Genomic DNA, 23,845 nt, shown 5'->3' with positions numbered 1-23,845 from the left:
AAGAAATCTAAAATAAAAATGTTATATAAAAGAAGTAGTCAGCTTTTTGCTGAAGCAGAAAAAGTAATTCCGGGAGGAGTAAATTCACCAGTTAGAGCGTTTAAAGCAGTTGGCGGAACTCCGATTTTTGTAAAAAGTGCTAAAGGCGCTTATTTGTATGATGAAGATGGAAATAAATTAATTGATTACATCAACTCTTGGGGGCCAATGGTTTTAGGTCATGCGTATCAGCCAGTAGTTGAAGCGGTAGTTGAAAAAGCAAAATTGGGAACTTCATTTGGAATGCCGACAGAATTGGAAACAGAAATTGCGGCTTTGGCGGTTTCTATGGTTCCGAATATTGATAAAATTCGTTTTGTAAATTCAGGTACAGAGGCTTGTATGAGTGCGATTCGTCTAGCTCGTGGCTTTACAAAGAGAGACAAAATTGTAAAATTTGCAGGTTGCTACCACGGACATTCTGATTCATTTTTGATTCAAGCAGGAAGTGGGGCAGTAACTTTTGGTTCTCCAAATAGCCCTGGTGTAACAGAAGGAACTGCAAAAGATACTTTGTTGGCAAAATACAATGATTTAGAAAATGTAAAAACACTTGTTGAAGCTAATAAAGGCGAAATCGCAGCCATTATTATTGAAGCTGTTGCAGGAAATATGGGATGTATTGTTCCTAAAGAAGGCTTTTTGCAAGGTTTAAGAGATTTGTGTACAGCAAACGGAATTTTATTGATTTTTGATGAGGTAATGACAGGTTTCCGCTTAGCTCGCGGTGGTGTTCAGGAATTATATGGTATTGATGCTGATATCGTAACTTTCGGAAAAGTCATTGGTGGTGGATTGCCAGTTGGTGCCTTTGCAGCGCGCGAGGAAATCATGAATTATTTGGCACCACTTGGACCAGTTTATCAAGCAGGAACATTATCTGGAAATCCGTTGGCAATGGCGGCTGGATTGGCAATGTTGAAAGCGTTGGATTCAGATCGAGAAATTTTCACTCGTTTAGAAGAAAAAACAGCTTATTTGGAAGCAGGAATTGACAGAGTTTTAAAAGCAAATAATGTTGTTTTTACTATCAATAGAGTAGGTTCGATGATTTCAGTTCACTTTGATGCAAATCCAGTTACGGATTTTCAAACTGCAGCAAAAGGTGATAATGAAACTTTCAAGAAATTCTTCCACGGATTATTGCAGGAAGGTGTTTACATTGCACCATCAGCATATGAAACATGGTTTATTACAGATGCCTTGACTTACGAAGATTTAGATTTTACAATTAACGCAATTGATAAAGTTTCAAAAACATTTTAATTTTGGAAATTAAAATAAAATAAATTGAAAGTCCGCCTTTTACAAAGAGCGGACTTTTTTATGATTATTATCCTTATTTTGTAGTTAATAAAAAGTTAATGAAGGGTTGTTTTCTTGTGTTTTTGTAATCAAAAATTATTTTTGTTTATCAAATAACCATTAAACCTGCAATAATGAAGAAATTTTTGATTTTATCTGCAATGGCTACATTTATGCTATTGCCAGCAAATCAATTTGCCCAGTCAAAAAAGAAAAAGGATGAAACTCCGGTTGCTCCTCCAGAAAAAAAATCAGAATCTACGATTAAGGAATACAGCAAAGTAGTCACAAAAGATGCTGTTTCTGATGAAGGACTTTTCACCGTTCACAAAGTGGACAAAAAATATTATTTCGAAATCCCAAACAAATATTTAAATAAAGATATGCTACTTGTAAGCAGATTGGCAAAACTACCTTCAAACTTAGGTGGAGGTTATGTGAATGCTGGATCTGAAACGAATGAGCAATTGGTTGTTTGGCAACGTTTTCAAGATAAAATCTTAATCAAATCAAAATCGTACAATTCGGTTGCAAATGATACTTTGCCAATCAGCATTTCGGTTAAATCAAACAATTACGAACCAACATTGTTTGCTTTTGATATCGTTGCTTTCAGTAAAGATTCTGCAAATACGGTGATCGACGTAACGAAGTTTTACAGCACGGATGTCAAGGCAATCAGCGGAATTTCTGCGGAAATGCGTGACACATACAAAGTAAAAGGATTGGATGATTCTAGAAGTTTCATCAATAAAATTAAAAGTTTTCCGATGAATATTGAAGTCATTCAAGACATGACTTACAATGCTTCAAAACCATCAATGTTAGAAGAATCGGAATCAATCAGCATTCAGATGAATCAATCGATGATTTTATTGCCAGAAGTGCCAATGAAACCAAGATTAGCCGATCCTCGCGTGGGTTGGTTTACGGTTAGTCAATACGATTATGGCAGCAACGAATTAAAATCAGATTTAAAAACATACATCCGTCGTTGGAGATTGGAGCCAAAAGATCCAGAAGCTTATGCGAGAGGAGAATTGGTTGAGCCAATAAAGCCAATTGTGTATTACTTAGATCCAGCAACTCCTGAAAAACTGAAAAAATACATCAAACAAGGAATCGAAGAATGGCAAAAACCTTTTGAAACTGCCGGATTTAAAAATGCCATTATTGCAAAAGATGCGCCAACGAAAGAAGAAGATCCTGATTTTAGTCCAGAAGATATCCGTTACTCTGTGATCCGTTATGTAGCAAGTACAACTCGAAATGCAGTTGGGCCAAGCGTTTCTGACCCTAGAACGGGCGAAATTATCGAGAGTGATGTTATTTGGTATCACAATCATTTGCGTTCGTACAGAAACAGATATTTGCTTGAAACAGGTGCAGCGAATCCGTCAGCGAGAACATTACAGACAAGCGACGAAGAAATGGGCGAAATGATGCGAATGGTAATTGCGCACGAAGTTGGGCATGCATTAGGTTTTCCGCATAATATGGGAGCAAGTTCTTCATACGATGTTGAAAGTTATAGAAACGGCCCTTTTACACAAGAAAATGGTATTTCTCCAAGTATAATGGATTACGCGCGTTATAATTACATCGCACAACCTGGCGATCAAAATATTCGTTTTATTCGTAAAATGGGAGCTTACGATCATTATGCGTTGAACTGGGGATACAGAGTGATTCCGAATGCAAAATCTCCTGAGGCTGAAAAAGCAACTTTAGATAAATGGATTTTGGACAAAGCTGGAAACCCGATTTATAAATTTGGAAAACAAAGCAGTACGTTTGATCCTTCTTCACAAACAGAAGATGTCGGAAATAATTCAATGAAAGCAAGTACTTACGGAATGAAAAATCTGGAGTATGTGGCTAATCATTTAAGCGAATGGACAAGCAAAGTCACGAATGATTATGACGATTTAAGCGAATTATACAAAGAAATGTTGGATGTTTGGGGAAGATATGTTGGTCACGTTGTAACCAATGTTGGAGGTGTTTATGAAAACACAAAAAATCCAAATCAACCTGGAAATGTTTATGAAGTAGTTCCAAAAGCAAAACAAATCGATGCAATGAATTGGCTTCAAGCAAATGCTTTTGCATCGCCAACATGGATTGTCAACATCAATACTTTGAAAAACACAGATTATGCTGGTTATACGGAAACGTTCAGAAATATTCAGGTGAGACATTTGAATAATTTGTTGAGTATTCCTCGTATTGGAAGATTGATGGATAACGAAATTCTAGGCGCCGATACTTACAAAGCTTTAGACTTCTTTAAAGATTTAAGAAAAGGAATTTGGAAAGAAGCTGCTGCAGCATCAAATGTGACGATTTACCGCAGAAATCTGCAAAGAGCCTACATTGACAGAATGGGGTATTTGATGACCGAAGAAATGAAGCCGACAGAAAGGGGAGGTGTGTATTACAATGTTGGGCAATCTGATCTTAGAGCTTTGGTTCGCGGTGAATTGAGTGCTTTGAAAAAATCGCTTGTAGCGGCAAAAGCAACGGGAGTAAACACAGAAACAAAATACCATTATGAAGATTGTATCAAGCGAATTGATTTGATTTTAAATCCGATTAAATAATTGAGTTATAAAAACAAAAAAGAGGCTTTAAAAAGCCTCTTTTTTTATGAAAACAAATTAGTTGCTGTCATTTCTGTATTCTCTCATTTTTTCTCTTGCTTTGTCTTTGTTTTCTTCCTGAATTTTTTTCCATTTCGTGTATTGGTCAGCATTCAAGATCGATTTCATTTTAGCATCATTTGCATCTCTTTCTGCAATCATTTCTTTTTTGAAAGCTTCTCTTTCAGCTGCAGTTGGTTTTGTGCCACTGTCTTTACTTGCTTGACGGGCTTCTCTCATTTTTTCTGCTTTAGCGCTTCTGTCAGCTAAAAGCTGTTTTACTTGCGCTTGCTGATTGGCATCTAAAGTCAATTCAGAAGTCAGTTTTTGTAGTTGTTTTTCATTACGCTGTTCAGGCGTCATTCTTTCTTTTTGGTCACGAGCTGGTTTTTGAGCCATGTCTTGCGCAAAAGTTGCTACTCCAACAAATAACATAGCGGCGATAAATAGTTTTTTCATGATTAAGTTTTTTTAATTGTTATACCGATTAGACTTTTTGAAATTAATTAGGTTTAATTTCTTCAAAAGAATTATGTTTTATTTAACAAATTGATATATAATCTATTAAAACGTTTCTTATAAGAGTTATAGTATAGAAATAATTGCGTATTTTTAATGAATCAACCCTTAGGATAAAATCTCATGGACACAAATACTAAATCAAATAAAATCGCTTTTTTTTCAACGCAGCCTTACGACAAGTCTTTTTTCAATAAATACAATGCTGATTTTGGTTTTCAATTGGATTTTTTTGAAACACAATTAAATCCACAAACGGCTGTATTGATTGAAGAATGCGAAATTGTTTGTGTGTTTGTCAATGACATTGTAAACGAAACCGTGATTAAGCAATTAGCAGAGAAAAAAGTGAAAATAATTGCGTTGCGATGTGCCGGATTTAATAATGTCGATTTAGAAGCGGCTAAAAATTACAACCTAAAAGTTTGTCGAGTTCCTGCTTATTCGCCACAAGCAGTTGCCGAACATGCGATGGCAATGATTTTGACTTTAAACCGAAAAACTCATAAAGCGTATAACAGAGTTCGTGAGCAAAATTTCTCTTTAAACGGATTATTAGGTTTCGATTTATTTGGAAAAACAATCGGAATTATCGGGACGGGAAATATTGGAAAAGCATTTTCTAAAATTGCTTTAGGATTTGGCTGTAAAGTTTTGGCTTATGATATTGTCGAAAATGAAGAAATGAAAAATGAAGGCGTCTCTTTTGTGAGTTTGGAGGAGATCTTCAAATCAAGCGATATTATTTCGCTTCATTGTCCCTTAAATGAGCAGACAAAGCATGTCATTAATTCGACTTCGATTTCTTTTATGAAAGATAGCGTAATGATTATCAATACCAGTCGAGGCGGATTAATCGAGACAGCTTCGGCAATTGAAGGTTTGAAAGATGGAAAAATTGGTTATTTAGGGATTGATGTTTATGAGCAAGAGGAAAAGCTTTTCTTTAGAGATCTTTCTGCAGATATCATTCAAGACGATGCAATCCAGCGCTTGATGAGTTTTCCGAATGTTTTGGTTACAGCGCATCAAGCCTTTTTTACCAACGAAGCTTTAACGCAGATTGCCTTGGTAACATTCAATAATATTAAATCATTATTGACACAGAATGATATTGAAAATAAGGCAGCTTTACTTGTATAGCTTTTGCTTTTTAAACCCGACAGGTTTTTAAAACCTGTCGGGTTTCGAATTAATTCAATTACGAATTTAAATTATCAGGTTATGAAAAATAAAATTCTAATTCTAGTAACGATTTTGGCATTTTACTCTTGTCAAAATAAAGACAATTCGAAAAATATTGTAAAAACCATTGTTCAGGATACGCTTTCAAAAACTATGGGAGGAACGGCAAATTTGAGTGAAGCGCCGCCAAAACCAGACAAAGCCGTTGAGCTGATTCGGAAACAATTGCAGGTTTTATTAAAGAAAGATTTACCTGTAATGACTAAAGAGCAACGATTCTTTTATTATGAAGCTTTTGACTTAAATAAAGATGGAAAAAATGAATATTTCGTTGGTTTCTCTAATTCCTATTTCTGCGGAAGCGGAGGCTGTTCAGGCTATATTTTAAATAATGATGGAAGCGTAATTAATCCTTTTACTGTAACTGTTTTTCCAATTATAGTAACAACAGTGCCAACAGAAAATTATTATGGTCTTGTAATGAGAAGTGGAGAAAAATTTCATCTCATAGACATGAAAAATGGAAAATACCCGTCAAACCCATCCGTTACAGAAGTATTTAGAGGGACTTTTCCTGTGCCAAACACTAAGGTTTTAGATATTGAAGGAAAGAAATTGGAGCGGTATTCGTTTTAATGTTTAGTTGCTTTTTTATCTCTTTCTGATCTTTTTTCTGTGATATAACTGTCAGTTTCTAGAATTATTTTACGAACGGTTTTTTCTGAATTTTTTGCTAAATTATTTAGAGAATCGAAGAATACTTCGACTGGCATTCTAACCCAGTCCCGATTGTCAATAGTATTGCAATAGAAATGAATTTTGCAGCATTTTTTAATGTCTTCTTCAATCTTTGAGATGTCGTAATAAACGCTAAGATTATTCGAAAAACTGTTTTTGGATCTAACAGTAATAAATTTGAATAAGATATTTTTATTGTTTGTCTGATATTCAAAAAAGCCATTGTTGTCTTCTTTTAATCCGTTAAATCTATTTTTTAATAGACTGAAAATTTTTTGTTTTCTTTTTAAAGGAATTCTTTTCGCAATAACTTTTTCAAAATAAATTTGAAAACAAATGAGCGCTATTGTTATAAGTGCTATTAACAAGTAAGGCATTAAAATCTATTTCTTTTAAATTAATAATTTCATTTACGAATTTAAATAAAAAACCCGACAGGTTTTTAAAAACCTGTCGGGTTTGAAATATCATAAAATCCGATTGGAATTTGGAATTTTAAAACTTTGGAGTTTAACCAACTAGTTCCACAAATTTAAACTCACCATCCACAACAACTTTAGTCAAACCGTGTTTAGATAAATTTTTCATAGAAGCATCCCATTTTTTACCGCTTAAGTTAGCAGTAATTTTAAGTTGCCCTAAGTCCATTCTATTTTCATTTCCTTTCAATAAATCAACAATAAATTTTTCTTCATCAGAAAGTTCAATTGTTTGTTTTTTCTCAGGACGCATTTGAGGGAACAATAAAACCTCTTGAATAGAAGCATTATTTGTCAAATACATAATCAAACGATCCATTCCAATTCCCATTCCAGAAGTAGGAGGCATACCGTACTCAAGCGCTCTTAAGAAATCTTCGTCGATAATTCCGTTTGCTTCGTCATCACCCTTTGCTGCCAAACGCATTTGATCTTCAAAACGCTCTCTTTGGTCAATTGGGTCATTCAATTCAGAATAAGCATTTGCGATTTCTTTTCCGCAAACCATTAATTCAAAACGCTCCGTCAAATCTGGATTATCACGGTGCTCTTTACAAAGGGGCGACATTTCTTTAGGATAATCAGTAATGAAAGTTGGCTGAATATAATTTCCTTCACATTTTGCTCCAAAAATTTCATCAATCAATTTTCCTTTACCCATTGTTTCATCAACCTCGATTCCCATTCCGCGTGCCGCTTCAAACAATTCTTGTTCAGTTTTACCAGAAATATCAAAACCAGTAAAATGTTTGATAGAATCAGTCATTGTAACACGAGCGTAAGGCGCTTTAAAGTTGATTTTGTGCTCGCCAAAAGTAACTTCACTAGTTCCATTAACAGCAATTGCACAATGCTCTAGTAAGCCTTCTGCAAATTCCATCATCCAGTTGTAGTCTTTGTAAGCTACATATATTTCCATTGCAGTAAACTCAGGATTATGCGTTCTGTCCATTCCTTCGTTACGGAAGTTTCTAGAGAACTCATAAACACCTTCAAATCCACCAACAATTAATCTTTTTAAGTATAACTCATTCGCAATACGCATGTAAAGCGGAATGTCAAGCGAATTATGATGCGTAATAAACGGTCTTGCCGAAGCACCACCAGGAATTGACTGCAAAACTGGAGTATCAACCTCAAGATATCCTGCATCGTTAAAATAACCACGCATCGCGCTAAATAACTTTGTACGTTTAATGAAAGTTTCTTTCACTTGTGGATTTACAGTTAAATCTACATAACGCATTCTGTAACGTAATTCAGCATCGTTAAACGCATCGTGTACATTTCCTTCTTCGTCAACTTTTGGTAACGGAAGCGGGCGCAACGTTTTGCTCAAGAAAGTAAAACCACTCACACGAATACATTTTGCGCCAACTTGTGTAGTAAACAATTCACCTTCAATTCCGATAAAATCACCTAAATCGGTTAATTTTTTGAAAACTTGGTTGTACAAAGTTTTATCGTCACCTTCACACAAAACATCACGATTTACGTACAATTGAATACGTCCTTCGCTGTCCTGTAATTCAGCAAAACAAGCTTTACCTTGATCACGAACACTCATCAAACGTCCCGCAACAATCACCTTCTTACCCTCTTCAAATGACTCCTTTATCTGCTTCGAAGTATGATTTACAGGAAAAAGATTAGCCGGATAAGGATTGATTCCTAAGTTGCGTAAGTTCTGAAGTTTTTCTCTTCTAATGATTTCTTGTTCTGATAATGCCATTTGTGCTCTGTTTTTTTAAGTGTGCAAAGATAGTTTTTAAGTCGCAAAGTTGCAAAGTCATAAAGTCTAAAGTTTTAGAAAAGAGTAATGTTTTTTATTTGAAGCAGAAAATATGGTTTCTTGAGGCGTTTTGTCCCGCTATCCGCTTTATCTTTTTCTTGCTAAAGAAGCAAGAAAAAGGATACCGCTTCTATCGGGGCTAATTGAGCAGTTTTAGTTTTCACAAGAAGTTTTAGTAGGAGTCATTGCGAGGAACGAAGCAATCACATTTGGGTTGTCAGTTCAATATTTTGAATGAAATTTTCTTTTGTTAATGCAATTGCTTCGTCCCTCACAATGACTAAAAAACTTAGTATCTTAGTCCCTCAGAACCTTAGCATCTTAAAAAAAAAAAATGAAATACCTATCAGCCGTTTTGTTCTTACTTTCTTTTGCAAGTTGCCAAATTACAGAAACCATTAATCTAAATTCAGACGGAAGCGGTAATATTGAATATTATAATCTTCGCGACGAAAATAGCTTCGCTCAGCTAGGGAGACAAGATCTTAGGTATGAGAAATTTAGAGATACAATTTTTACTTTTCAAGATTATATAACTAAGTATCAAGCCACTTTTGTAAGGTTTAATAAAGGAGATCAAGCGTTGTTTACAGAACATGCAAATGTGAAAATGCATATCAAAACCGATCCAATTCAAATGGAGAATTTTAATCGAGTTTCGCTTGATTTTAAGAAGATAGAAACAATTCCAGATATTTATGAAAGTCTTGGATTAGCAAATTCACTGAAAGAAAATTACCCGATACATAGGAAAAGCTATAGAATAAAATACACTTTTGACGGAACAGTCTTTAAAAGAACTTTTACCATAACCGACCCTGAAAAATTCGAGAAAGACAAAAAGGAAATGGAAGAAAGAAATCAAATGTATTCCAAATATAAAGCCGCACAATCCTACACATTGAAGTATAATTTTCCGAAAAAAATAAAATCAGTTTCAAATGAAAAAGCAATTCTAAGTTCGGATAAAAAATCATTAATCTTAGAAGTACAGCTTTCAGATTGTTTAAAAAATCCAGAAATAACAAATTTAGAAGTAGTTTTAGAATAAAGGAATTTAAGCGTATTTTAATAAACTCAGTAACTTAGAATCTTAGAACCTTACAGCTTAAAAAAGTTCGTATCTTTGATAAAAAATAAAACTATTATGAAATTATATAAACTACTGTTTTTTTCTTTTTTATTAGCATCATTAACAAGTTGCACTTTCACTGAAAATATTTACATCAACGATAACGGATCTGGAAAATTTTCGGTAGACATGGATGGTTCATCTTTAATGCAAATGGCAGGTGACCAAATTGGAAGCCAAATTGGGGGCGATACAAAAAAAGATATTGATACTACTTTTACTTTCAAACAATTGCTTGCAGAGAAAAAAGATAGTATCGCAAAGCTTTCTCCGGAAACACAAAAAGAACTCAAAAAGCTGGAAAACTTTATAGTTACAACCAAAGTAAATGCTGAGAAAAAACAGTTTTTAATGACTTTGGCAACTGATTTTAAGAGCGTAAATGAACTTCAGGATATTTTGCAAACGGCTAGTACTTTACAAAAACTTGAAGGTGGTGCAAATGCAAATCCGTTAGGAAACGGTTTTGGCGATAATAAAAGCAAACTGAGTTATACCTATGACGGAAAGAAATTTACTAGAAAAGCAATAATCGATCAGCAAAAATTGGCGGAAAAGCTTAATGATTCGTCTGCAGATATGTCGAAAATGATATTTGCATCGTCTAGTTATGTGGTTAAATATCATTTTCCAAAAAAAATAAAGAAAGTTTCTAATCCAACCGCTTTATTCAGCGATGATAGAAAATCAATTACAATTCAATACTCTTTTACGGATTATATGGAGAATCCGGACAAACTTAACTTTGATGTTGAGTTTGAAAAATAATCAAAATGAATAAAAAAATTCAACTTCAGGATCTGGGTAACAGAGACTATAAATCGACTTGGGAATATCAAGAAGATCTTTTTAAAGACATAGTCGATTTAAAAATCAAAAACAGAAGAGAAGAACTAGATTTGCCAACTCCAAATTACTTGTTATTTGTTGAGCATCCCCACGTTTATACTTTAGGGAAAAGCGGTGATCTGGAAAATTTATTATTAAACGAAAAACAATTAGAAGCTAAAGGAGCGACTTTTTATAAAATCAATCGTGGAGGTGATATCACCTATCACGGTCCTGGACAAATTGTCGGTTATCCAATTTTGGATTTAGAAAACTTCTTTACCGATATTCATAAATACCTTCGTTTGCTAGAAGAATCAATTATTCTAACATTAGCAGAATACGGATTGGAATCGGGCAGGAGCGAAGGAGAAACGGGCGTTTGGCTTGGTGTAGGAACTCCATTTGCGCGTAAAATTTGTGCAATGGGAGTTCGTGCTTCACGATGGGTTACCATGCACGGATTTGCTTTAAATGTAAACGTCGATTTAGGTTATTTTGATAACATTATTCCGTGTGGTATTCGCGGAAAAGGTGTGACTTCTTTAAATGTGGAACTAGGAGTAGAAAAAGTGGATGAAGAAGAAGTAAAATCTAAAATAATCAAACATTTCACCGAATTGTTTGAAGCGGAATTTGTTTAAGATTTAAAGTAATTCAAGTATGGAAAAGGAAGATAAAAAATCATTTTTAAAGCATTTAGGACTTCCCGAAAAAGAATTACTTGAATTTTTGAATATTTCGAAGCACAATAAAATAGCTAAAACAAATTATTTTATTTGCGAAGGACAAGTGCCACGCAAAATAGCTTTTGTCGTAAAAGGGTTGTTTCGATATGTTTACACGCACGAAAACGGAAACGAATTCACTAAAAATATTATAGCCGAAGGGAATTTTATAAGTTCTTATTCGGCTATGATTTATAATACAACTTCCTATTTTTCTATAGAAGCTTTAGAAGATTCTGAAGTTTTGGAAATTGATTATACTAATTGGATCGAATTAAAAGAAAACAATCCTTTTTGGAATGTATTTTTGGTCCAAATTCTCGAAAAAGCATTTTGCATCAAAGAGAAACGAGAAAGAGAATTACTTCTTTTAGATGCTGAAAAACGATATGAAATTTTTACTTCTGAATTTCCAAATATTGAAAATCGCATTTCGCAACAAATTATAGCTTCTTATTTAGGCATTCAGCCAGAATCCTTAAGCCGACTCAAAAGAAAAATTAAGAGTTAACATAGGTCAATGTGACTCTTAATTTCGTGGGCTATTTTTGATTTCTAATTTAAAAAATGAAATTATGGAAATCTTAAATAGTACCATTGTCGTTACTGGAGGAAGCTCTGGTTTAGGACTTGAAATGTGCCGTCAGCTTATTGCAAAAGGAAATAAAGTGATTGCTTGTTCAAGTACTAAGGAAAAACTTGAAAATGCGCAAAATCAGTTGCCTGAGTTAATTGTATATAAATGCAATATTGCAAATGAGTCTGAATGTGAGGATTTTGCAGGATGGTTGCGAATCAATCACTCCGATGTAAATATCCTGATTAACAATGCAGCAATTGTCAGCAAAACTCATTTTATAGAGGATCATTTTTCATTGGAAAAAATGAATGACGAATTCTCAGTTAATTTATTTGCACCAATACGTTTGATAAAGTTGCTGTATCCGCTTTTGATTCAAAATCAGAATTCAAAAATCATTAATATTACAACTGGATTGGTATACGTTCCTAGAGTTGCTTATCCTTTTTATAATGCAAGCAAAGCAGGATTTCATTCTTTTACTCAGGTTTTAAGAGAACAATTGAAAAATGAACAAATTAAAATTGTTGAGGTGTTGTTTCCCGTGGTCGATACGCCTTGGCACAAAGGCAAGCCACCAAAAATCGCCATAACACCTGAAAAAGCAATCTCTGAAATGTTAGAAGCAATTTCTGAAAATAAAACCGAAATAAGAATTGCAAAAGTAAAACTGCTTTATTTGCTTTTTAGAATAGTACCTCATTTTGCTTTCAAAAAAATAAATAGCCTTTAAAATAGCAAAGTTTTCAGGTCAATGAAGGCAGTGCATTTTTATGTATAAAATGGCTTTTCTTCCAAAAAATATTCGAAAAATGAAAAAAGTGTTTCTCAATAGTTAAGATTTTGAACGTATGACAAATTACGGTGTTATGCTGGTTTTGTTCTGTTTTTATGCTAAATTTGGGTATGTTGATATGAAATCCTAATTATTCTAATGTAAAAGCTTATGAGAAAACTTTACTTCCTTTTTTTCCTTTTTATGCTTAATGGCCTTTTTGCGCAAAAGAAAGATAAATTATATCCAATTGCCGCTTACGAAAAAGTGTGGCAGGAAAAGAATAGTGATGCCAGATTAAAAATGATTAAGTCGATTTGGTTGGAAGACAGTACTTTTGAAGATCCATCTGCTTCAATAAAAGGAACTGCAGCATTTAATAATGTAATAAATGAATTTTATAAAAAATTCCCTGATGCGGTTTTGACTTCTGGTGCAAAAATCGTCAAGGATAATTATGTAACATGGGAATGGAAAATTGTTGATTCAAAAGGTAAATTAATAATGGCAGGGCGAGATTTTGCTCGTTTGAATGGTAAAGGCCAAGTAAGCAAAATTATTGGTTTTTGGGATAAGGACGCAACCTTGCCTGAAGCTGATGTTGTGAAAAATTTGGAAGCCGATAATTTTAAAGTTGTAGCAAAATATTATGAATGTCTTTTTAAAACAAGAGATTTTGATACCATGGCAACTTTGATTGAAGATGGAGCGGTGTATACTCAAGCGACAGGTTTGCCATATGGAGGAACTTACGTGGGTTTTGCAGAATGGAATAAAATGTTTGCAAAAGCAGCTGAATTCTTTGACTTGCAAATTGAAAAAGAACCGACCTATTTTAGTGACGCTTCCAAGAATGAAGTCATTATTTATTTCACTATAAGTTGTAAAGCTAAAAAATCAGGCAAAACAATGTCGATGCCTATTTCAGAACATTTTGATTTGAAAAACGGAAAAATTACTGCAATCAGACCGTTTTATTATGATACCAAACAATTTGCTGAATTTTTGAAAAGCAAAAAATAATAAAAAAGCGACCTTAATATATAGGTCGCTTTTTTTATTCTAAAAAATCGAGAGTAAGCTGTTCAGGCAATAATCGAAAACTCATTCGATGGTATTTTGTCGTTCCGTATTTTTTAATGGCTTCTCGATGTTCCTTGGTTGGATAACCTTTGTTTTGTTTCCAATTGTACATCGGGAATTCTTCGTGAATTTGATCCATATATTCGTCGCGATATGTTTTTGCCAAAACAGATGCTGCCGCAATACTCAGGAATTTTGCGTCACCTTTAATAATGCTTTGATTTGGTATTGATTTCAACAATTCAATTTCTTCAAATGAAAATTGTTTGCCAAAAGTGTTTTTAAGTCCGAGTTTGGCATTCAAGGAACGATTTCCATCGACTATAATATATTCGGGTACATGTTTCAGTTTTAAAATACATTCCTGCATTCCCTTCATGGATGCATTAAGGATATTTATTTCGTCAATTTCTTCGGGAAATAAATGTGTTACTGCAAAACAAACAGCCTGTTGCTCAATGATGGGTTTTAAAAGTGCTCTTGTTTTTTCAGACAACTGTTTACTGTCATTCAAAATAGCGTTTTCAAAATCTTCCGGCAAGATAATAGCTGCTGCGGTAACGGGACCAGCCAGGCAACCACGACCAGCTTCATCTGTTCCAGTTTCTAAAATAAATCCAGAGAAGTTCTTTTTGAGCATTTTTAGGCTTTTTTGGGCAACAAAGATTATAAAAATTTCTGCAAATTGATGAAATGACGATTAAATTTCAGTGACAAGTCTTAAAAATAGGGTCAAATTTTATGGTTTGCCTTCATTTTTGAATACTGATTTTCGATATTTTTTACACTTTATCTTAATAATTTTGGTTGCCAACTGTTTTTTTTTGAGCTTTTTAAAATCAAATATTGAAAAAACTTAAAAAAAATTGATGTTTTAGGTTATTTGAGGCTTGTTTTTATCAAAAGTTCAAAAAACAAAGTAAAATTAACGAAGTTGATAAAAGAAATTGGGGTTTTTTATGAGTTTAACGATTTGATTTTCTTAAATGTTAAAATTATTTAACATTTTAACGGTCATAAAGTTGTGTTTTTGGTTTTTTTGGAAAGAAAAATACTACCTTAAAACTTAAATAGTTATATTTTCAAGGGATGGATTAAGCTTTTGTTAATAATCTTAAGGAAATTTAAGTTCAAATAGTTTGTTATTTTAAGAAATAATTAAGATGTTTGTCGCATACTAATTCAAAATAAATTAAAATGAAATTAAAATTTAAATGGATTTTTACGCTCCTTGTAGCGTTATCTATGCAGTTTTCTTTCGCTCAAGAGAGAACTGTAACTGGAAAGGTATCTGATAAAACAGGTGTTATTCCAGGAGTAAATGTTCTTGTGAAAGGATCTAAAACAAATACTCAGACAGATTTTGATGGAAGTTATTCTATTAAAGCAAAGACTGGTGATGTTTTGGTTTTTTCATATGTTGGTATGAACAACAAACAAGTTACTGTAGGAACTTCAAATACAGTAAACGTTGAAATGGAATCTGAAGCACAATTAATGAATGAGGTTGTCGTAGTTGGTTACGGTGTTCAGAAAAGAAAAGAAGTTACAGGATCTATTTCTAAAATTTCTGGAAAAGACATTGCTAACTTAGTAACTCCATCATTCGAAGGTGTTTTAGCTGGTAGAGCAACTGGGGTTCAAGTTTTAACAAACACAGGACTTATTGGAGCAGCTCCAAAAATTAGAATTAGAGGTATCTCTACAATTTCAGGTGTTACTGAGCCATTAATCGTGGTGGATGGTGTGCCTATTTATTCTGGAGATATTGGAGGTGCTACATCTACAAATGGTCTTGCAGATATCAACCCAGAGGATATCGAGTCTTTTGATGTATTGAAAGATGGTGCTGCTACAGCGATCTACGGATCTAGAGCTGCGAATGGTGTAATCTTGATTACAACTAAAAGTGGAAAAAAAGGTACTTTGAAAGTGACTTACTCAAGTGTTATGGGTGTTGCAAGTGCTGCTAAAAAATACGATGTATTAGAAACTCCAGATTTCTTAACGATTTCTAACGAGAAAAGAACAAATGCAGGACAAACTCCATGGGCTGTAGGTAATACATATAATACTGACTGGCAATCTGCAGTTTTGAGAAATGCTCCACAAATGACGCATAATCTTGGTTTCAGCGGAGGTTCAGATAAAACAAAATATTATTTATCTTTAGGATATTCTGATTTACAAGGTATTAACTTGTCTAACAGTATGAAAAAATATTCTGTAAGAGCTAATATTGATCAAGAAATCAACAAATGGTTAAGTGTAGGTACAAACCTAAACGTGAACAGAACTGAAATTGATGGTTTGAATAGTAATGCAAGTGGATTGTCTGGAAATATCTTTAATACAATCAGACAGTTACCAAATACACCGATTTATGATGCAGCAGATCCAACAGGTTACAACCTTTCTGCTAACAATGCAACTGTTGGTCAATGGGACAACTTAGCTCCAGTAGGAGATAATATTACTAATATTATTTATGTTCTTGATCACAATAAATATCAATCAAATACAACAAGAATTTTATTCAGTACTTTTGCTAATGCAAAAATTACTTCTGACTTAAGTTTTAAATTACAAGTAGGTGCTGATAATGCTGTTACAGATGGTATGTACTACTGGAATCCAGTTCACGGTGATGGACGTGGAGTAAACGGAACTTTGTATCAAGACAATACAAACTTAATGAGATGGAACTGGCAAAATATCTTGAACTACAAGCATACTTTTGCTGAAGATCACAACTTAGGTGTAACAGGTGTTGCTGAATACCAAAAATCTAGAAGCCAACTTTTATGGGGTCAAGGAAGTGATTTATTAAGTGATTATTTTGATAAAAATTTAGTAAGTAATACTTTTAACACTAAAGATACTGGTGGAGGTGTTACTGAAAAAGGAATTATTTCTTACTTAGGTCGTGTGACTTATAACTACAAAGAAAAATACTTCCTTCAAGGGTCTATCAGACGTGACGGAATTTCTCAATATGAGAAAGATGTAAGATGGCATAACTTCCCTGGAGTTTCTGCTGGTTGGACAGTTTCTAAAGAAAACTTCATGCAAGGAATTAGTAAAGTAGTTTCTGATTTCAAATTAAGAGGATCTTACTCTGAAGTTGGTAACGTTGATGTATTAGGTGGAGCAGCATATCCTGCTAAAGGTCTTACTGTTGGTTCTCCTTATGGTGGTACAAACGGTATTGGATACGCTCAATATGGAAACAACTTATTACAATGGGAAACTAGTAACAAGGTTGACTTTGGTGCTGACTTTGGTTTCTTAGATAACCGTTTGACTTTACAATTTGATTACTACAAAAATAATATTGATGGAATCGTTTTAGCGGCTCCAGTAGATCCATCTCTTGGTATTCCAGGTGTTAATGGTGGTGTAATCAATACTAACATTGGTAAAATGTACAATGAAGGTTATGAGTTTGCTGTATCATTTAAAGCAATCAACAATGCAAACTTTACATGGGATGTTTCTTCTAATGTAACATTATCTAAAAACGTTGTTACTGGTTTAGTTGCTGGACAAGATATCGTAGGAGGTTCTTCTACAGATACAAATATTGCTCCAAATATTATTATTAGAGAAGGTGAGTCAATCAACTCTTTATATGGATTTAAATACTGGGGTGTTAACAAAGCTAACGGTAACCCAGTTTATTATAAAGCAGATGGTACTTTAGTACAAGGTAATATCAACAACTCATTATACTACAAATTTGATCCTGCTAACCCAGGTGCTGCTATGAATGCTGCTAGCCAGTCTTCTTTAGTAACTGCTGATAAAACTATCTTAGGTAATACATTACCAACATATTTTGGATCAGTTTCATCTACTATGAAATACAAAAATCTTGATTTTGGTTTCATGTTCAGATTCAGTGGAGGAAATAAAATCTTTAACTCTACAAGAAGAGAGTTAATGAACCAAAACTTTAACAACAACGGAACTGAGATTTTAGGAAGATGGCAAAGTGTTGATAATCCTGGAGACGGATGGACACCGAGATTATACGCAAGCTCAAATACATTTACTAACCTTTCAGGAAGTGCTTCAACTCGTTTCGTTGAAAAAGGTGATTTTATCTCACTTGATAACATCAGTTTAGGTTATACATTACCAAAATCTCTTATGGAAAAAATTGGTGTTGACAACTTTAGACTTTTTGTTCAAGGACAAAACATCTGGTTAATTTCAGATTACAAAGGTATCAATCCTGAAATGGAAACGTCTGGAGTTGATGTTAATGGAACTCCTCGTTCTAAAGTGATCTCAATGGGTATAAATGTAAGTTTATAATAAAAACATATGAAAAATATATTTAAAACAATTCTACTTTCTGTAGTTGTACTCGGGATGAGCTCATGTACAGAAGACAAACTATTGGATTTAGAGCCAGTAAACAATATTTCAGACGCAAAAGCTTTTTCAACACCTTCATTAATTCAATCTTACATGTCAGGTGTTTACAATGCGGCAGCTATTGGTATGTATAACTCAACATCTACAAACGGTGGTAGAGGTTATGTATGGGGTGCGGCGTTTGTTGAACAAGGAGAAGCAAGAGGAGAAGATGTTGTTAACATGGCAACTTTTTACCAATTGACTTATACTGCAACTTATGATGCAACGACTGCTAACAACGTTTACTACTGGATTGATGGTTACAAATTAATCAACAGATGTAACCTTATGATCGAAGGAGCAACTGATGCTGTAGCAAAAGGTATTATTACTCAGGCTGTTGCAGATGATTATGTTGGACAAGCTAAATTTTTAAGAGCTATTACTCACTTTGAGTTGCTTAATTATTTTGCAAGACCTTATAACTTTACAGCTGGTGCTACTCATCCTGGTGTTATCTATAGAGAAGTAGGTGTTAATACAGCTGCTGAATTAACTTCAGAAGATAATAAACCAAGAAATACTGTTGCTGAATGTTATACTAAAGTTTTAGCTGATTTAAATGATGCTGAAAAATTAATTGCTGCTACTGGTACTGGTACTGGTGCAAGTATTTCAACAATTGGTAGAGCTACAAAATCAGCTGCAATTGCTTTCAAAACTAGAGTTTATCTTGCAAAAAGAGACTGGGCAAACGTAGTAGCTGAAGGTGCAAAATTAACTGGACGTTATACATTAACTGCAGATCCATATACTCCTTTCGCAAGTAATATTGCTAATACTGAGTCTATTTTCTCTATTGTTCATACTTCTACATTGAACCCTCAAGTTAATGCTGCTTTAGCAAGTATCTTAAAAAATAGAGCTTTAGTTTGTATTAGTCCAATTCTTTGGAGAGATTCACAATGGTTGTCTGATGACAAACGTAGAGAGAACGGAAAATTCATCTATACTGCTTCTGGAATTAAATATACTAACAAGTATTATGATGTTACTAACATGACGGATCCAGCTCCAGTTATCAGATATGCTGAAGTAGTATTAAACGTAGCTGAAGCACAAGCTCGTTTATCTGCAGCAAACTTGCCAACTGCTTTAACTTTGTTAAACTCTATCAGAAACAGATCATTGGCTAGTCCTGCAACTCAGGCTTATACTGCTGCATCATTCACAACTCAAGCTGATATGGTAAAAGCGATTCTTAAAGAAAGAAGAATTGAGTTTTTACAAGAAGGACGTAGATGGTCTGATATCCACAGATTACAAGGTGATGATTTAGCTCCAATTGATGGAATTCCTGCAAAAGTTGCTAATGCTGTACCTTCTACTGATGCTTTTGATTTAACAAAACCTTATACTGTTACTACTCCTGTAGCAGCAGTTCCTGGTACTGATTATAAATTCTTGTGGCCAATACCACAATTAGAAATGAATACTAACTTAGGTATCCAACAAAACACTGGTTGGTAATCAAGATAAATATTTTAATTTTAAAAACCCTCAATCATTTTTGATTGGGGGTTTTTTGATTTTAGTTTAATTGTGATAAAAATTCTGCAATCATACTGATTTGTTTTTTTATACGTTTTTATCTTTTACCTTTGCTTGACTAATTTTGTCGATTTTAATTTCATATAAAACAATCAAATGAGAATACTCTTTTTTCTATACCTAATAATAATGCCTTCTTTATTGTTTTCTCAAGAAAAAAATGCTCCAAAAAATAATTTGGATATGAATACAAAGTATTCCAGTATCACAGATACGGTAAAAAAGAAAAAATCATTAGTTGCTAAAATTGAACAATACCAGATTATCACTTTAGAACATGACACAACTTATGCCGACACTTCTTTGACATTAAAAAGTGCTTACAGACAAAATTATCTTCGTAAAGATTATTTTGGGCTTTTGGAATTTTCAAATATCGGACAGACTTTTAATACATTGCAGTATAGTTTGAATAGTTATTCTCCATACCCAGAAATTGGTTTTACGGGTAAACATTTTGATTATATGCAACCATCAGATATTAGATATTATTCTGCACCAACTCCATTTACTGAATTGTTTTTTAATACGACTATAAATAAAGGACAAAACGTAGATTCGTTTATTACATTGAATACCTCTAAAAATTTGAATTTTTCAATAGCATATCGAGGATTGCGTTCAGAAGGGAATTATATAAATCAAATGGCCAGCGTTGGAAATTTCAGATTTACCACAAGTTATGCTACTACCAATAAAAGATATGTTTTGAATGCGCATGTAACGTATCAAGATGTAACAAATGAAGAAAATGGTGGAATTACAAGACCAGAGGATTTTGAAAGCGATGATCCCGATTATAAAAATCGCCAGCGCTTACAAGTTTATTTAACAGATGCCAAAACATTATTGAAAGGACATCGTTTCTTTTTTGATCACGCTTTTAGAATTAATCCAAAAGATGCCGATAATAACTTGTATGTAACGCACCAATTTAATTACGAATATAAATTCTTTGAGTACCTACAGCCAACGGTTTTATCTTCGGTAGGTAATGTTACAAACGTGCAACGCTTTGGGGAGTCATATGTTACAAGTAATATAAATGATAGAACTCGTTTTGAAAAATTGTACAACAAAGCAGGACTTGCTTATGAAAATACACTTTTAGGGAAGTTCTATTTCTTTATTGATGATTATAGGTCAAATTATGAATACAATAGAATTATTGTAAAAGAAGATGGACATATTATTCCAAACAATTTGTTTTTGCAGATTAATAATGTTGGAGGACAGTATGAATACCAAAAAAACAAATGGAATGGGCGTTTCTTGTATACAAGATCAATCACAAATCAATCGCTTTCTGATTTAGATGCGAAATTGCGTTATAATTTAAACAAGGATTTCCAGTTTGATTTTAGATATCGAAATATCAATAAGTTGCCAAACAATAATTATAATTTGTATCAAAGCAGTTATATAGAGTATAATTGGTCAAACAATTTTAAAAACGAAAAAATCAATCAACTTGGTGCAAATGTATATACGCCTTGGTTGAATGCAGAAGTTCAATATTCTGTTTTAAAAGACCATTTGTATTTTGCTGATGTTTCAACGCCAGCGCAAGTTTTGGCTCATACTCAGATTATTAATCCGGCGCAATATGGAAACATAATTAATTATTTCTCTATTAAAGCGAACAAAGAGTTTAAATTCGGACGATTTGGTTTTGATAATACGCTTTTGTATCAAAAAGTTGATCAATCAGAATTGATTGTGAATGTACCTGATTTTGTAACTAGAAATACACTTTATTATTCTAGTTACTTTTTCAAAAAAGCTTTGTTTATGCAAACTGGACTTGTTTTTAATTATTTTACGAAATATTACGGAAATGATTACAATCCGGTTGTTGGAGAATTTTTTGTACAAAATACCAAAGAAATTGGAAATTATGCTAGATTCGATTTTTTCGTCAATGCAAGAATTCGTCAAACTAGATTTTATTTAAAGGCAGAACACTTTAATTCTGCGTTTTCTAAAAATGATTATTATTCAGCGCCTAATAATCCATATCGTGATTTTCTTATCCGATTCGGTTTAGTTTGGAACTGGTTCGAATAATAGTAAACTTGATTTATTTTTTAAAACCAAATATTAAATTACAATAAAATGGACTTTTCAAATAATATTTTAGAAACAATAGGTAATACGCCACTTGTAAAACTCAACAAAATTGTTGCTGAAATTGATGCGTTAGTATTGGCAAAAGTCGAAACTTTTAATCCGGGAAATTCTGTAAAAGATAGAATGGCCGTTAAAATGATTGAAGATGCTGAGGCTGATGGCAGATTAAAACCTGGAGGAACAATTATTGAAGGAACCTCTGGAAATACAGGAATGGGACTAGCACTTGTTGCTATTGTCAAAGGTTATAAATTGATTTGTGTTATTTCTGATAAACAATCAAAAGAAAAAATGGATATTCTTCGTGCAGTTGGTGCAAAAGTAGTAGTTTGCCCTACAGATGTTGAGCCAACAGATCCACGTTCTTATTATTCAGTTTCAAAACGTTTGGCTGAAGAAACTCCAAATTCTTGGTATGTGAATCAATATGATAATATGTCAAATTCATTGGCGCATTATGAGCAAACAGGGCCTGAAATTTGGAAACAGACTGATGGGAAAATCACGCATTTTGTGGTTGGTGTTGGAACGGGAGGAACAATTTCAGGAGTTGGGAAATATCTAAAAGAGCAAAATCCAAATATCAAGATCTGGGGAATTGACACGTATGGATCTGTTTTCAAAAAATATCATGAAACGGGTATTTTTGATGAAAATGAGATTTATTCGTATATCACTGAAGGTATTGGAGAAGACATTTTGCCAAAGAATGTTGATTTTTCTTTAATTGATGGTTTTACAAAAGTTACCGATAAAGATGCCGCAGTTTATACCAGAAAAATTGCACTTGAAGAAGGAATTTTTGTTGGAAACTCTGCAGGAGCTTGTATAAAAGGGTTGCTTCAATTAAAAGAACATTTCAAGCCAGAAGATGTTGTGGTGGTTTTATTTCATGATTCTGGAAGCCGTTATGTTGGAAAAATGTTTAATGATGATTGGATGCGCGAGCGCGGATTCTTGGAAGAAAACGTAACAAAAGCTGAAGATGTAATCAAAGATCATATCGATAAAGAATTGATTGTGGTGCGTACAGAAGAATTAGTGTCACATGCAATTGAACGTATGCGTAAATATAAAATTTCGCAAATTCCAGTTGTAGATATCAATGGTTTTGTTGGTTCTGTAGATGAAACCGACTTGTTTAGAAGTTATGTTGAAGATAAAAATGTTGCAGAAAAACCGATCAAAGATGTAATGGGTAAACCTTTTCCAATTGTGCAATTAGGAACTCCAATTGAAGAAGTTTCAAAACTCTTTACAAAAGAAAATGATGCTGTTTTAATTGATTTAGGAAATGGACATCACCATATCATAACCAAGTATGATATTATTGGTTCAATAAAATAAGGCTTTAAAAATAAAACAAATCCATAAATCTGGTTATGAACATAATTGGGTTTATGGATTTGTTTTTTAAAAATTAGAATATGAATTTTACCGTAATAGATTTTGAAACCGCCACAGGATTTCATCCGTGTTCAGTTGGGATTGTTACCGTGCAGAACGGTATAATTGTAGATGAATTTGTTACTTTGATAAAACCGCCAAATAATATCTACAATCCGTTTACGATTCAGGTACACGGAATTTATCCGCGTGATACTGTAAATGCAAAATCGTTTAAACAAGTTTATCCAGAAATTGAAAGAAGATTAAAAAATAGAGTTGTAGTGGCTCATAATGAAAGTTTTGATCGAAATGTGCTGGTAAAGTCGATGTTAGCAAATGGCTTGAATTATGAGGATTTGAATATTGCCTCAAAATGGGAATGCACGGTAAAAATCTACAAAGCAAAAGGCATAAAGCCTACAAAATTGAGTGACTGTTGTCGTGAGATGAATATTAAATTGAACCATCACGAAGCGTTATCAGATGCTAGAGCGTGTGCAAAATTATATATGTTGCGATAAAAAT

The 23,845-nt window shown here is 33.4% G+C and carries 18 protein-coding genes; 15 read left to right on the top strand and 3 right to left on the bottom strand.

Annotation, left to right across the window (positions count from 1 at the left end):
• The first annotated feature begins 18 nt into the window (after positions 1-18).
• The gene (hemL, locus tag AAYQ19_RS16025) at positions 19-1,305 is read left to right on the top strand and encodes a glutamate-1-semialdehyde 2,1-aminomutase (protein ID WP_343537601.1); all 1,287 of its coding nucleotides are present in this window, start codon (positions 19-21) and stop codon (positions 1,303-1,305) included.
• A gap of 173 nt (positions 1,306-1,478) precedes the next feature.
• A complete protein-coding gene (locus AAYQ19_RS16020; RefSeq protein WP_343537600.1) occupies positions 1,479-3,947 on the top strand; it encodes a zinc-dependent metalloprotease in 2,469 nt (822 codons plus the stop codon).
• Positions 3,948-4,004: 57 nt separating this feature from the next.
• On the opposite strand, the gene AAYQ19_RS16015 is transcribed toward AAYQ19_RS16020, so the two are convergent.
• Positions 4,005-4,445, bottom strand: a complete 441-nt coding sequence (locus AAYQ19_RS16015; RefSeq protein ID WP_343537598.1) for a DUF4890 domain-containing protein — start codon at positions 4,443-4,445, stop codon at positions 4,005-4,007.
• Between the two features lie 183 nt (positions 4,446-4,628).
• On the opposite strand from AAYQ19_RS16015, the gene AAYQ19_RS16010 reads away from it, so the two are divergent.
• Together AAYQ19_RS16010 and AAYQ19_RS16005 are read left to right on the top strand one after the other, a co-directional pair.
• Positions 4,629-5,648 (top strand): 2-hydroxyacid dehydrogenase, encoded by a 1,020-nt coding sequence (locus tag AAYQ19_RS16010; protein ID WP_343537597.1) that lies wholly within the window; start codon positions 4,629-4,631, stop codon positions 5,646-5,648.
• An 81-nt stretch (positions 5,649-5,729) separates the two neighbouring features.
• Positions 5,730-6,326, top strand: a complete 597-nt coding sequence (locus tag AAYQ19_RS16005) for a hypothetical protein (protein ID WP_343537596.1) — start codon at positions 5,730-5,732, stop codon at positions 6,324-6,326.
• A 612-nt stretch (positions 6,327-6,938) separates the two neighbouring features.
• On the opposite strand, the gene lysS is transcribed toward AAYQ19_RS16005, so the two are convergent.
• Positions 6,939-8,639 carry a lysine--tRNA ligase gene (gene lysS / locus AAYQ19_RS16000; RefSeq protein WP_343537595.1) on the bottom strand — a complete coding sequence of 567 codons (1,701 nt, stop codon included), beginning with the start codon at positions 8,637-8,639 and terminating at the stop codon, positions 6,939-6,941.
• A gap of 394 nt (positions 8,640-9,033) precedes the next feature.
• On the opposite strand from lysS, the gene AAYQ19_RS15995 reads away from it, so the two are divergent.
• The 6 genes from AAYQ19_RS15995 to AAYQ19_RS15970 all read left to right on the top strand — a co-directional run bounded on the left by AAYQ19_RS15995 (position 9,034) and on the right by AAYQ19_RS15970 (position 13,765).
• Positions 9,034-9,750: a hypothetical protein gene (locus tag AAYQ19_RS15995; RefSeq protein WP_343537594.1), complete on the top strand. Its 717-nt coding sequence runs from the start codon at positions 9,034-9,036 to the stop codon at positions 9,748-9,750.
• Between the two features lie 96 nt (positions 9,751-9,846).
• Positions 9,847-10,599: a hypothetical protein gene (locus AAYQ19_RS15990; RefSeq protein ID WP_343537593.1), complete on the top strand. Its 753-nt coding sequence runs from the start codon at positions 9,847-9,849 to the stop codon at positions 10,597-10,599.
• 5 nt (positions 10,600-10,604) lie between these two features.
• Positions 10,605-11,303: a lipoyl(octanoyl) transferase LipB gene (gene lipB / locus AAYQ19_RS15985; protein ID WP_343537592.1), complete on the top strand. Its 699-nt coding sequence runs from the start codon at positions 10,605-10,607 to the stop codon at positions 11,301-11,303.
• A gap of 19 nt (positions 11,304-11,322) precedes the next feature.
• A complete protein-coding gene (locus AAYQ19_RS15980; RefSeq protein WP_343537591.1) occupies positions 11,323-11,898 on the top strand; it encodes a Crp/Fnr family transcriptional regulator in 576 nt (191 codons plus the stop codon).
• A 64-nt stretch (positions 11,899-11,962) separates the two neighbouring features.
• Positions 11,963-12,700, top strand: a complete 738-nt coding sequence (locus tag AAYQ19_RS15975; protein WP_343537590.1) for an SDR family oxidoreductase — start codon at positions 11,963-11,965, stop codon at positions 12,698-12,700.
• 213 nt (positions 12,701-12,913) lie between these two features.
• Positions 12,914-13,765 (top strand): nuclear transport factor 2 family protein, encoded by an 852-nt coding sequence (locus tag AAYQ19_RS15970; RefSeq protein WP_343537589.1) that lies wholly within the window; start codon positions 12,914-12,916, stop codon positions 13,763-13,765.
• 34 nt (positions 13,766-13,799) lie between these two features.
• Here AAYQ19_RS15970 and rnhB read toward each other — a convergent pair whose 3' ends face one another.
• Complete coding sequence (gene rnhB / locus AAYQ19_RS15965) at positions 13,800-14,465, bottom strand: ribonuclease HII (protein WP_343537587.1); 666 nt, start codon at positions 14,463-14,465, stop codon at positions 13,800-13,802.
• A 557-nt stretch (positions 14,466-15,022) separates the two neighbouring features.
• Between rnhB and AAYQ19_RS15960 the strand changes: the two genes are divergently transcribed.
• From AAYQ19_RS15960 to AAYQ19_RS15940, 5 genes are all read left to right on the top strand, one after another.
• Positions 15,023-18,145 (top strand): SusC/RagA family TonB-linked outer membrane protein, encoded by a 3,123-nt coding sequence (locus AAYQ19_RS15960; RefSeq protein WP_343537586.1) that lies wholly within the window; start codon positions 15,023-15,025, stop codon positions 18,143-18,145.
• A gap of 9 nt (positions 18,146-18,154) precedes the next feature.
• On the top strand, positions 18,155-19,720 hold the full coding sequence (locus AAYQ19_RS15955; protein WP_343537585.1) for a RagB/SusD family nutrient uptake outer membrane protein: 1,566 nt from the start codon (positions 18,155-18,157) through the stop codon (positions 19,718-19,720).
• Positions 19,721-19,897: 177 nt separating this feature from the next.
• Entirely contained in the window at positions 19,898-21,868 is a 1,971-nt protein-coding gene (locus AAYQ19_RS15950; protein ID WP_445709700.1) for a putative porin, read from the top strand.
• Between the two features lie 48 nt (positions 21,869-21,916).
• Positions 21,917-23,278, top strand: a complete 1,362-nt coding sequence (locus tag AAYQ19_RS15945) for a pyridoxal-phosphate dependent enzyme (protein WP_343537582.1) — start codon at positions 21,917-21,919, stop codon at positions 23,276-23,278.
• Between the two features lie 80 nt (positions 23,279-23,358).
• Positions 23,359-23,841, top strand: a complete 483-nt coding sequence (locus AAYQ19_RS15940; protein ID WP_343537581.1) for a 3'-5' exonuclease — start codon at positions 23,359-23,361, stop codon at positions 23,839-23,841.
• Positions 23,842-23,845 lie beyond the last annotated feature (4 nt).

Source organism: Flavobacterium mesophilum (genome assembly GCF_039581405.1).
Lineage (GTDB): Bacteria > Bacteroidota > Bacteroidia > Flavobacteriales > Flavobacteriaceae > Flavobacterium.
This window is presented reverse-complemented; position numbering and strand designations above follow the sequence as displayed.